Raw genomic sequence first — 11,364 nt, 5'->3', positions numbered from 1 at the left:
TCCCTAGCAGAATGCTCGGACATTCTGCTGGAGATGGCCGTTGAAAGCCCTCGACGAACTGACCTTCGACAATCGCTTCGCCCGCCTGGGCGACGCGTTCTCAACCCATGTGCTGCCCGAGCCCATCGCCGCTCCGCGACTGGTGGTCGCCAGCCCCGCTGCCATGGCGTTGCTGGACCTGGACCCGGCCGTGACCGAGACGCCGGTGTTCGCCGAGCTGTTTGGCGGCCACAAGCTCTGGGCCGAGGCCGAGCCGCGGGCGATGGTCTATTCCGGGCATCAGTTCGGTTCCTACAACCCGCAGTTGGGCGACGGTCGCGGCCTGTTGCTGGGCGAGGTCTATAACGAAGCCGGCGAGCATTGGGACCTGCACCTCAAGGGCGCCGGTCAGACGCCTTACTCACGCATGGGCGATGGACGGGCGGTGCTGCGTTCGTCGATCCGCGAATTTCTCGCCTCCGAAGCCCTGCATGCCCTGAACATTCCCACCACTCGCGCGCTGTGCGTGATCGGCTCCGACACGCCGGTCTGGCGCGAGAAACAGGAACGCGCGGCCATGGTCCTGCGCCTGTCACCGAGCCATGTGCGCTTCGGGCATTTCGAATTTTTCTACTACACCAAGCGCCCCGAGCAGCAGAAAGAACTTGGCGACCATGTACTGGCCATGCATTTCCCGAATTGCCTGGAACAGCCGGAACCGTACCTGGCGATGTTCCACGAGATCGTCGAGCGCAATGCCGAGTTGATCGCCAAATGGCAGGCCTATGGGTTCTGCCACGGTGTGATGAACACCGACAACATGTCGATCCTGGGCATCACCTTCGACTTCGGCCCGTTCGCCTTCCTCGACGACTTCGACGCCCACTTCATCTGCAACCACTCCGATGATCAGGGCCGCTACTCCTTCAGCAATCAGGTGCCGATCGGCCAGTGGAACCTCAGCGCCCTCGCCCAAGCCCTGACGCCGTTCATCAGCGTCGAAGCCCTGCGCGAAACCCTCGGCCTGTACCTGCCACTGTTCCAGGCCCACTACCTGGACCTGATGCGCCGCCGCCTCGGTCTCACCACTGCCGAAGACGACGACCAGAAACTGCTGGAGCACCTGCTGCAACTGATGCAGAACAGCGGCGTCGATTACAGCCTGTTCTTCCGCCGCCTCGGCGATGAGTCACCCGAACTGGCCGTCGCCCGTTTGCGCGATGACTTCGTCGACATCAAGGGCTTCGATGCGTGGGGCGCGCTCTACATCGCCCGGGTTGCTCGCGAAGGCGTGATTGATCAGGAACAGCGCCGCAAGCGCATGCATGCGGTCAATCCGCTGTACATCCTGCGTAACTACCTGGCGCAGAAAGCCATCGATGCGGCGGAAAGTGGCGACTATGCGGAAGTTCGTCGTTTGCACGCGGTACTGAGCAATCCGTTCGAGGAGCAGCCTGGAATGGATAATTACGCCGAGCGGCCGCCGGAATGGGGTAAGCATCTGGAGATCAGTTGTTCGTCGTGAGACTGAACAACACTGAACATTCAGACTGGTACTGGCCGGCGCTCGTGGTCATAGGCTTCGATCTTCAGCACTCGTAGGGTCTCTAACCAGGGAAGGTTTTTGCCTACAAACTTCTGCCTTGATAAACATTATTTCCGACTCCAGATCAGTGCCATAGATTGCCTACTCATCCGGAACCCAATCATGACCGACCCACTCCTCATCCCATGTCCCCACTGCAACGGCCTGAACCGCATCCCCGCCGAGCGCCTCAACGACCATCCAAAGTGCGGTCGCTGCAGGGCCGACGTCCTGCTGAACAAGCCGTTCGAATTGAAGCAAGGCGATTACGCCAGTCAGATCAAGGGTGACTTGCCGTTGCTGGTGGATGTGTGGGCGGACTGGTGCGGGCCGTGCAAGTCGTTTGCGCCGGTGTTCGAGCAGGCTGCGGGGCAATTGGCGGGCAAGTGTCGGTTGGCCAAACTGGACAGCGAGGCGAATCAGCAGTTGTCGGCGCAGTTGGGGATTCGCTCGATCCCGAGCCTGATTCTGTTCAAGAACGGCCGGGAAGTGGCTCGCCAGAGCGGAGCCTTCCCGTTAGCGCAGTTGATGAGCTGGTTGCGCAGTCAGGGGATCTGACAACAGCCTGAAAAGATCGCAGCCTTCGGCAGCTCCTACAGGGTGTACTCCAATCCATGTAGGAGCTGCCGCAGGCTGCGATCTTTTGATCTTCAGGCATTCTCCAGCAGATTGTGCAGATCGACGAACTGCTGGGTCAGTTTGTGCCGCGGGTCGAGATGGATCAGCGGCGTGTTGGCCTGATGGGATTCGCGCATGCGCACCGAACTGGCCAGGTACACCGGCAACACCGGCAGCCCTTCGGCGATCAGTTCATCGAGGATTTGCTGAGGCAGGCTGGCGCGGGCCTGGAACTGGTTGACGACAATGCCTTCAACCTCTAGCCCTTCGTTGTGGTCCTCCTTCAATTCTTCGATTTCCGCCAGCAGACCATACAGCGCCTGACGCGAGAAACTGTCGCAATCGAAGGGAATCAGCACACGATCAGCGGCGATCAAGGCCGAGACAGCATAGAAATTCAGTGCTGGCGGCGTATCGAGGTAGATTCGGTCGTAATCGCCGTCCAGTTCCTCGAGCAATTTTCGCAGCTTGTTGATCTTGTGCTTGGCCTCAAGCTTGGGCTGCAAGTCAGCCAGCTCAGCGGTGGCGGTGACGACGTGAAGGTTGTCGAACGGGGTTTCGTAGATATCGACCTGGTTTTTCTTCGAGAACGGCCCGGAGGACAGCGTCTGCTTGAAGAAGTCAGCGATCCCCATCGGGATATCATCACCGGTGAGTCCTGTCAGGTATTGAGTGGAGTTGGCCTGAGCATCGAGATCCACCAACAGCGTGCGATAGCCTTCGCTGGCGCTGACCGCCGCCAGATTACAGGCAATGCTTGACTTGCCCACGCCACCTTTCTGATTGAACACCACGCGCCGCATGTCAAAACCTCCGTGTATCAAAGAATGACCGAGTGTAGTAGTCCACGACGCTGCTTAGCTACCTCGCTGGTATCGGGACTACAGTCATTGGTAAATATCCGACGGAAAAAGCCGCCAACTCGTCCATCGACAGCCGATAGGGCTGACAGACATGTCCGCCGCAATGTGGATAATGGCCAAACGACAGCTTTTTCGCGAACCATCCGGTACATTTCATTGCGCAAAATGTAACCAGCATTTGCTACACGCCCGCCGCACCGGGATAATGCGCGCCACTCGGCGTTTAGCGCCATGTAAGGTCTGCCGCGTTTTTTGCGACTCACCGCGTCAAAAGGAAGCCCGCAGGGGCGGGATGAATGTCTGTGATCAACTTCAACATCGCCCAATGGCGCGCATGGGCCCCTGGGCTTCAAAGCGTGGATGATTGGCAGGCCTGGAGCCGACAACCGGTCGTGCTCGAGCGCAGCGATGCCGCCCCCGATGTGTCGTTTCTGCCGGCCATGCAGCGTCGGCGACTTAGCCGTCTGGCGCGGATGGCGTTCAGCGTCGGCTGGCCTTTGGCTGAAGGTCGCCAGGACCTACCGTTGGTCTTTATTTCCCGCCATGGCGAAACCCCGCGCACCTTCGAAATTCTCAGCGATCTGGCGACTGACCAACCGTTGTCGCCCACTCAGTTCAGCTTGTCGGTGCACAACGCGGTTATCGGCCTGTGGTCGATCATGCGTGGCGAAACCAGCGAAATGACCGCTCTCGCCGCGGCTGGCGATGGCCTTGAACACGGCATGCTAGAGGCGGTGGCACTGCTTGAAGAAGGAGCGCCCGCGGTACTGCTGATAGTGACTGAAGAGCAACCGCCCGCTGTCTACTCGGACTGGATCGACGATGTGCCATTCCCTTACGCGGTCGGCCTGTTGATTACACCTGGTAATCAGTGGCAGCTGTCGCTGAACAGCACCTCGCAAGCATTGTCCAACGCCCACTGGCCCCATGCCCTGAATCTCTTGCGTACCCTGCTCGGCCAGCAGACTACCTGCCAACATGCCTGGAAAAATCGTGTATGGACCTGGCAACGCAACCCGTAACCGATAAAAACCGCGACGCCTACTACTGGCGCCTGCTGGCCACTGCCGCAAGCTTCACCCTGTTCGGGTTGGGCGGGCTATGCCTGCGACTGGTGGTGTTCCCGTTATTGAGCTGCCTGCCGGGAGACGCCCAGGCCCATCGTCAGCGTGCACGACAGACGGTGAGCCGCTGTTTCTGGTTTTTCATTCGGTTCATGGCTCGCACTGGCGTGCTGACCTATGACATTCAGGGTGCGGAAAAGCTCGGAAGGCCAGGCCAGATGATCGTCGCCAATCACCCTTCGCTGATCGATGTGGTGTTTTTGATCGGCCTGGTGGGCCACGCCAATTGCGTGGTCAAGAAAAGCCTCTGGGAAAACCCGTTCACCCGCGGCCCGCTACGCCGCACCGATTACATCAGCAACGATGGCAGCATGGACATGCTCGACGCCGCTGCCGACGCGCTGAAAAGCGGTCAGACCCTGATCATCTTTCCTGAGGGAACCCGCACCCAACCCGGTAAACCGCCGGCCTTTCATCGGGGGGGCGCGGCAATCGCCCTGCGCGGTGCGAGAATCCTCACCCCGGTGATCATCAAGGTCAATCCGACCACATTGACCAAGGCCGAACCCTGGTATCGGATCCCCACACGCCGCGTGCACTTCAGTTTTCGCGTCGGGGCCGATATAGACCCACAGACCTTCGCCGCGCTGGGTGCTGCACCTCAGGCTTCGCGCAAGTTCAACGACTATTTGCACTCTTACTTTATCAAGGAGCTCGCCGAAGATGAGCGATCTACACACCAATAGCCTGATGCTGGAAATCAAAGAATTGATCATCGAAGCCCTGGGCCTCGAAGACATCAGCGTCGACGACATTGGCGATGAACAAACGCTGTTCGGCGAAGGCCTGGGCCTGGACTCGGTAGATGCCCTGGAACTCGGCCTGGCGATTCAGAAAAAGTACGGCATCAAAATCGATGCCGACGCCAAGGACACCCGTAATCACTTCACCAACGTGGCGAGCCTTGCGGCGTTCGTCACTGCAAAACAGGCAGCTTGAGACCGGACCATGCAAACTCGTGACGATATTTTCAATACCCTGCGCGATGCTCTGGTCGAACTCTTCGAGCTGGACCCCGAACGCATCAGTCTGGAATCCAACCTGTATCAGGATCTGGAAATCGATAGCATCGATGCGGTCGACCTGATCGATCACATCAAACGCCAGACCGGCAAAAAAATCGCTGCCGAAGAATTCAAATCGGTGCGTACCGTCGGCGACGTGGTCGAGGCGGTCTACCGTCTGGTTCAACCCGCCGCATGAGCCGACTGATCGGCCTTGGCCTGCTGCTGGCAGGCCTGTTGTACCCCTTTGCGGTGTATTTCGGCATGGAGCATTTTGCCCCGTGGCAGTTCGGTCTGCTGCTGGGTAGCCTGTGGCTGGCACGGGCGCTGACCGGCGAGCGGCAACCTGGCAGCCTGTGGATGGCCACGATCGCCATCGGGTTTTGCCTGCTGTTGGCGCTGTTCGACAGTCCAGTGCTGCTGCGCTGGTACCCGGTGCTGATCAGCGCGTTCATGCTGGTGCTGTTCGGCCTGAGCCTGAAATATGGCCCGCCGATGATCGAACGCCTGGCCCGTCTGCGAGAGCCGGAATTACCGGCCAGGGCCATTCGCTACACCCGCCAGGTGACCATTGCCTGGAGCGTGTTTTTTCTCTGCAACGGCTTGTGCGCCGCCGCCCTGACCCTTTGGGCGCCGCTGAGTTGGTGGATGTTGTACACCGGCCTGATCTCCTATGGATTGATCGGCCTGATGTTTGCCATTGAATGGCTGATACGACAACGGGTAAGAGGCCGCCCATGAATTGGATAACACTTGAGCAACTGTTGCTCAAGGCTCAGCCGGACCGAGCCGTGACGGTGGAACCTGCGTTGAATCACGCGCAATTGTGCGAACAGGCGCTGAGCCTGGCTGCCGGCCTGCAAGCGCAGGGCGTGCAGCGCGTCGCCGTGCACCTTGAAGACGCCGCCGACCTGGCCATTGCCCTGCTCGGCGCCTGGCGTGCCGGGGTCAGCGTACTGCTGCCCGCCGACCTGCAAGCGCAGACTCGCCAGCGTTGGTCGACCGAGGTCGATCTGTGGCTGACCGATCAGGCCGACGATGCGCACCTGAGCGATTATCGGTATTCACCGCTGCCGGCCAGCCCTCTGGATCTGGATCGCTGTCAGCTGGGCCTGTGCACCTCTGGGTCCAGTGGTGAACCCAAGCGCATCGACAAAACCCTGCGCCAACTGGCCAATGAAGTCGAAGCGCTGGAGCACCTGTGGGGCGCAGATCTGGGCGAGGCCTGCATCATCGGCAGTGTCGCCACGCAGCACATCTACGGTTTGCTGTTTCGCGTGCTGTGGCCGCTGTGCGCCGGGCGCTCGTTCGTGCGCAAACAACTGGCCTTCCCGGAAGACTTGCAGCGCGCCAGCCGCGAACACCCGGCCTTCGCCTGGGTCGCCAGCCCGGCGCTGCTCAAGCGCATGGGCGACAACCTCGACTGGCCAGCGCTGAGCGCGGTGCGCCGAGTGTTTTCCTCCGGTGGCGCGCTGCCCGCCGAAGCAGCGCAAAGCCTGCATGAGCGCCTGCAGCAATGGCCGACAGAAATCTTCGGCAGCTCGGAAACCGGCGGCATCGCCTGGCGTCAGGGCCAGAATCTCTGGCAGCCCTTCGCCGACGTGGCGCTGAGCCAGGACAGCGATGGCGCCCTGCTTATCGCCTCCCCGTACTTGCCGGCCGGCCATATCGAACACACCGCCGATGCCGCGCGCATCGCCGTCGACGGCCGTTTCGAGCTGTTGGGACGGTTGGACCGAATCGTCAAACTGGAAGAAAAACGTATCTCGCTACCGATGCTCGAACAAGCACTGATGACCCATGAGTGGGTCGCTGAAGCGCGGCTTGGCGTCGTCCAGGAAAACCGTGCTTCGCTGGGCGCGCTGTTGGTGTTGAGCGAGCAGGGTTTGCATGCCTTGCGCAATCAGGGTCGACGCACTCTTATTCAGGAGCTGCGCCAACACCTCAACCAGCATTGTGAAGCACTCGCCCTGCCCCGTCGCTGGCGCCTGCTGCGACAACTGCCACTGAACGCTCAAGGTAAACTGCCTCAGGCCGAAGTGGAGACCCTATTGCTGGCGCCACGCCCAAAGGCGCCGCAAGTGCTGGAACAGATCGACACCGATGGCGAGTGGAGCCTGCAACTGGCCGTCCCGCCAGACCTGGCGTATTTCAGCGGCCACTTTCCCCGAGCGCCGGTATTGCCCGGCGTGGTGCAGGTGGATTGGGCGCTGTGCCTTGGTCAGCAATTGATGGACCTGCCGGCAAAATTCGCCGGCATGGAAGTGCTGAAGTTTCAGCAACTGGTGCGTCCCGGTGACGAAATCCAGTTGCACCTGCGCTTCGACTCGGCGCGCAGTAAATTGTATTTCGCCTATCGCAATGAAACCGCCACCTGCTCCAGCGGGCGGATTTTGCTGGAGGCTGCCAGCGATGCATAACTTTGGTGAGTGCTGCGCACTCAATCGCGAGCAGGCTCGCTCCCACATTGGATCTCTGTTAAACACGAATTCCCTGTGGGAGCGAGCCTGCTCGCGATGCAGACACCTCTATCCTTCAGATGCACGCCAACATGCATAACCCCTGCGCCGTAATCCCGGTCTACAACCACGAAACCGCAATCACTGCCGTGGTCGATGCGCTGCTTGCTTGCGGCCTGCCATGCATTCTGGTGGACGATGCCAGCAGCCCGGCCTGCGCCAAGGTGCTTGATCGACTGGCCCAGCGCGACAAGGTTTACCTGATCAGACTTACCATCAATCAAGGCAAGGGCGGCGCGGTGATGACCGGCTTGCGCGAAGCTTCGCGCCTGGGCTTCAGCCACGCCTTGCAGGTGGACGCCGACGGCCAGCACAACCTGCAAGACGTCAAGGTTTTCATCGAGCAATCGCGCGCCCATCCCGAGGCGGTGATCTGCGGCTATCCGCAATACGACGCCAGCGTGCCGAAGGGCCGTTTGTACGCCCGCTACCTGACCCACGTGATGGTGTGGATCAACACCCTGTCGTTGCAGATTCGCGACTCGATGTGCGGCTTCCGTGTCTACCCATTGCCGCCGACTCTGGCACTGATCGACTCGGCCAGGATTGGTAAACGCATGGACTTCGACTCCGACATCCTGGTGCGTCTGGCCTGGCGCAATCAGCCGATGCAGTGGCTGAAAACCAAGGTCCATTACCCCCAGGATGGCGTCTCGCATTTCCGCCTGTTCCACGACAATGTATTGATTTCGAGCATGCACACCCGGCTGTTCTTCGGCATGTTGCTGCGCGCACCGGTAATCCTCTGGCGACGGTGGCGAGCATGAGCGGCAGCGCAGACAAACAGCACTGGGCCGACCGCCAGGAGCGTGGCAGCTTCTGGCTGATGAAGTTCACCGCGCTCTGTGCAAAAGTCTTGGGCCGTCGGTTGTTGAGCCCGTTGCTGTACGGCATCGTGCTGTACTTTTTCCTGTTCGGGCGCAGCGCCCGCCAAAGCGCCTGGCAATACCAGCAGCGGCTCGCTGACTGGAGCGGTCGTAGCGAATTGCGCCCGACCCATTGGCGGGTGTTCGGCCAGTTCATGGCCTTCGCCGATTCCATGCTCGACAAACTCGATGTATGGAACGGCAAGCTGAGCATCGATCAAATCGAAATCATCGACCCGGCGCTGCTGCGCAATAAACTGCGCGGCACACGCGGGCAAATGCTGGTAGGCGCGCACCTGGGCAATCTCGAGGTCTGCCGGGCGCTGGCCGAGATCGGTGAGAAAGTCACCATGAACGTGCTGGTGCATACCAAGCACGCCGAACAATTCAATCGCCTGCTGGGCGAAGCCGGGGCGACCAATCTGCGGCTGATTCAGGTCAGCGAGCTGGACCCGGTAATCATGCTGCAACTGCATGAACGCCTGGAGCGCGGCGAATGGCTGGCGATTGCCGGCGACCGCGTGCCGCTGCATGGCGGGCGCAGCGTGACAGTGGATTTTCTCGGCCATCAGGCAGCATTCCCGCAAGGCCCTTGGCTGTTGGCCGGCCTGCTGAAATGCCCGATCAACCTGATGCTGTGCCTGAAGAAACCCACGGGCGACTATCGACTGACCCTCGAACCGTTCGCCGACGCCATCGTGTGGAAACGTAGCGACCGCGAACAGGTCATTCATCAGTGGGCCTCCCGCTACGCCGAACGCCTGAGTCACTATTGCCTCGAAGCGCCCCAACAATGGTTCAACTTTTACCCTTTCTGGAAGACCGATGACGACGCCAACGCTTGAGCCGGTAACCTTCGGCGAACTCCCTTTGCGCATCGAAGACGTGTTGGCCCTGGCCAACCGTCAGGTGCCGACGCAGTTGCAGGGCGACCCCGAGTTTCGCCAGCGCATCGCCAAGGGCCCGCAATTCCTTGATTCCCTGCTGGACAAGGAAGGCGTGATCTATGGCGTGACCACCGGTTATGGCGACTCCTGCGTGGTGGCGGTGCCGCTGCACCATGTCGAAGCCTTGCCCCGTCATCTGTATACCTTCCACGGCTGCGGCCTGGGCAAACTGCTCGACGCTCAAGCCACCCGCGCGGTGCTGGCAGCGCGTCTGCAATCGCTTTGCCAAGGCGTTTCCGGGGTACGCGTGGAACTGCTGGAGCGTCTGCAAGCCTTCCTCGAACACGACATTCTGCCGCTGATTCCGGAAGAAGGTTCGGTGGGCGCCAGCGGTGATCTGACGCCGCTATCCTACGTCGCCGCGACCTTGTCCGGTGAACGCGAAGTGATGTTCCGCGGCGAGCGTCGACAAGCCGCCGATGTGCACAACGAACTGGGCTGGGAACCGCTGGTATTGCGTCCCAAAGAAGCCTTGGCGCTGATGAACGGCACCGCCGTGATGACTGGCCTCGCGTGCCTGGCTTATGCCCGCGCCGATTACCTGTTGCAACTGGCCACGCGTATCACCGCGCTGAACGTGGTCGCTTTGCAGGGCAACCCTGAGCACTTCGACGAGCGTCTGTTCGCCACCAAACCCCATCCAGGGCAGATGCAAGTCGCTGCGTGGTTGCGCAAGGATCTGGCGATCGATGCGCCGACCGCGCCGCTGCATCGCCTGCAAGACCGCTATTCCCTGCGTTGTGCGCCGCACGTGCTCGGTGTGCTGGCCGACAGCCTGAATTGGCTGCGCTCGTTCATCGAGATCGAACTCAACAGCGCCAACGACAACCCGATCATCGACGCCGAAGCCGAACGCGTGCTGCACGGCGGACACTTCTACGGCGGCCACATCGCCTTCGCCATGGACAGCCTGAAAACCCTGGTGGCGAACGTCGCTGACTTGCTCGACCGCCAGCTCGCGCTGTTGGTGGACGAGCGTTACAACCATGGTTTGCCAAGCAACCTGTCTGGCGCCACCGCCGACCGCGCGATGCTCAATCATGGCTTCAAGGCGGTGCAGATCGGCACCAGTGCCTGGACCGCAGAAGCCCTGAAAAACACTATGCCGGCCAGCGTCTTCTCGCGCTCCACCGAGTGCCACAACCAGGACAAAGTCAGCATGGGCACCATCGCCGCCCGCGACGCCATCCGCGTGCTGGAGCTGACCGAACAGGTCGCCGCCGCCACGCTGCTGGCCGCCAACCAAGGCGTCTGGCTGCGGGGTCAGGCTGAAGACGCGCGCTCACTGCCACCGGCACTGGCCGCGATGCACGAAGAATTGGCCAAGGACTTCCCGCCAGTCATCGAAGACCGTGCCCTGGAAGGCGAATTGCGCCTGTGCCTGCAACGTATCGCCGAACAACACTGGAGGCTGCATGCGTAGCAAAGGAGTGCTTCACACCGACACGGAAATCCTCGTACCGTTCTTTGACGTCGACACCATGAACGTGGTCTGGCACGGCCATTACGTCAAATACCTGGAAGTCGCCCGCTGTGCGCTGCTGGACAAGATCGGCCACAACTACGACGCCATGGTAGCGTCGGGTTACGCGTGGCCGGTGATCGACTTGCAGCTGCGCTATGTGCGCGGTGCCGTGTTCGGCCAGAAGCTGAATGTGCGCGCCAACCTGGTGGAGTGGGAAAACCGCCTGAAGATCAGTTACCTGATCAGCGATCTGGCCACCGGCGAGCGCCTGACCCGCGCCTGTTCCGTGCAGGTCGCCGTCGACATGAGCAGCCGCGAAATGCAGTTGGCCTCACCGAAGGTGTTCACCGACGCAGTTGAAAGGATGCTGCCATGAACCTGCTGAAAACCCTCT

The 11,364-nt window shown here is 60.7% G+C and carries 13 protein-coding genes; 12 read left to right on the top strand and 1 reads right to left on the bottom strand.

Translation table 11 applies throughout. From position 1 onward, the window contains the following. Positions 1-40 precede the first annotated feature (40 nt). Entirely contained in the window at positions 41-1,504 is a 1,464-nt protein-coding gene (gene selO / locus ACYZT2_RS03490) for a protein adenylyltransferase SelO (RefSeq protein WP_461970161.1), read from the top strand. Between the two features lie 183 nt (positions 1,505-1,687). After that, entirely contained in the window at positions 1,688-2,122 is a 435-nt protein-coding gene (gene trxC, locus ACYZT2_RS03485) for a thioredoxin TrxC (protein ID WP_461970159.1), read from the top strand. A gap of 92 nt (positions 2,123-2,214) precedes the next feature. Here trxC and ACYZT2_RS03480 read toward each other — a convergent pair whose 3' ends face one another. After that, positions 2,215-2,985: a ParA family protein gene (locus ACYZT2_RS03480; RefSeq protein ID WP_008009127.1), complete on the bottom strand. Its 771-nt coding sequence runs from the start codon at positions 2,983-2,985 to the stop codon at positions 2,215-2,217. 356 nt (positions 2,986-3,341) lie between these two features. Between ACYZT2_RS03480 and ACYZT2_RS03475 the strand changes: the two genes are divergently transcribed. The 10 genes from ACYZT2_RS03475 to ACYZT2_RS03430 all read left to right on the top strand — a co-directional run bounded on the left by ACYZT2_RS03475 (position 3,342) and on the right by ACYZT2_RS03430 (position 11,346). Next, positions 3,342-4,067 (top strand): beta-ketoacyl synthase chain length factor, encoded by a 726-nt coding sequence (locus ACYZT2_RS03475; RefSeq protein WP_461970156.1) that lies wholly within the window; start codon positions 3,342-3,344, stop codon positions 4,065-4,067. Beyond that, on the top strand, positions 4,043-4,855 hold the full coding sequence (locus ACYZT2_RS03470; protein WP_461970154.1) for a lysophospholipid acyltransferase family protein: 813 nt from the start codon (positions 4,043-4,045) through the stop codon (positions 4,853-4,855). The genes ACYZT2_RS03475 and ACYZT2_RS03470 overlap by 25 nt, the downstream gene beginning before the upstream one ends. Further along, positions 4,833-5,108: a phosphopantetheine-binding protein gene (locus tag ACYZT2_RS03465; RefSeq protein ID WP_253546907.1), complete on the top strand. Its 276-nt coding sequence runs from the start codon at positions 4,833-4,835 to the stop codon at positions 5,106-5,108. The genes ACYZT2_RS03470 and ACYZT2_RS03465 overlap by 23 nt, the downstream gene beginning before the upstream one ends. Before the next feature lie 9 nt (positions 5,109-5,117). Next, on the top strand, positions 5,118-5,372 hold the full coding sequence (locus ACYZT2_RS03460; protein WP_461970151.1) for an acyl carrier protein: 255 nt from the start codon (positions 5,118-5,120) through the stop codon (positions 5,370-5,372). Next, positions 5,369-5,914, top strand: a complete 546-nt coding sequence (locus ACYZT2_RS03455) for a COG4648 family protein (protein WP_461970149.1) — start codon at positions 5,369-5,371, stop codon at positions 5,912-5,914. The genes ACYZT2_RS03460 and ACYZT2_RS03455 overlap by 4 nt, the downstream gene beginning before the upstream one ends. Beyond that, positions 5,911-7,593, top strand: coding sequence for an AMP-binding protein (locus ACYZT2_RS03450; RefSeq protein ID WP_461970147.1), 1,683 nt, complete (start codon positions 5,911-5,913; stop codon positions 7,591-7,593). Before ACYZT2_RS03455 ends, ACYZT2_RS03450 begins: the two co-directional genes overlap by 4 nt. Before the next feature lie 131 nt (positions 7,594-7,724). Next, positions 7,725-8,459 (top strand): glycosyltransferase family 2 protein, encoded by a 735-nt coding sequence (locus ACYZT2_RS03445; RefSeq protein WP_461970145.1) that lies wholly within the window; start codon positions 7,725-7,727, stop codon positions 8,457-8,459. Next, positions 8,456-9,403, top strand: a complete 948-nt coding sequence (locus ACYZT2_RS03440) for an LpxL/LpxP family acyltransferase (RefSeq protein ID WP_461970143.1) — start codon at positions 8,456-8,458, stop codon at positions 9,401-9,403. The genes ACYZT2_RS03445 and ACYZT2_RS03440 overlap by 4 nt, the downstream gene beginning before the upstream one ends. After that, positions 9,384-10,928, top strand: coding sequence for an HAL/PAL/TAL family ammonia-lyase (locus ACYZT2_RS03435; protein ID WP_461970141.1), 1,545 nt, complete (start codon positions 9,384-9,386; stop codon positions 10,926-10,928). Before ACYZT2_RS03440 ends, ACYZT2_RS03435 begins: the two co-directional genes overlap by 20 nt. Then, complete coding sequence (locus tag ACYZT2_RS03430) at positions 10,921-11,346, top strand: acyl-CoA thioesterase (protein WP_461970139.1); 426 nt, start codon at positions 10,921-10,923, stop codon at positions 11,344-11,346. Before ACYZT2_RS03435 ends, ACYZT2_RS03430 begins: the two co-directional genes overlap by 8 nt. Positions 11,347-11,364 lie beyond the last annotated feature (18 nt).

The sequence above is a fragment of the Pseudomonas sp. MDT1-85 genome, assembly GCF_054898065.1.
This window is presented reverse-complemented; position numbering and strand designations above follow the sequence as displayed.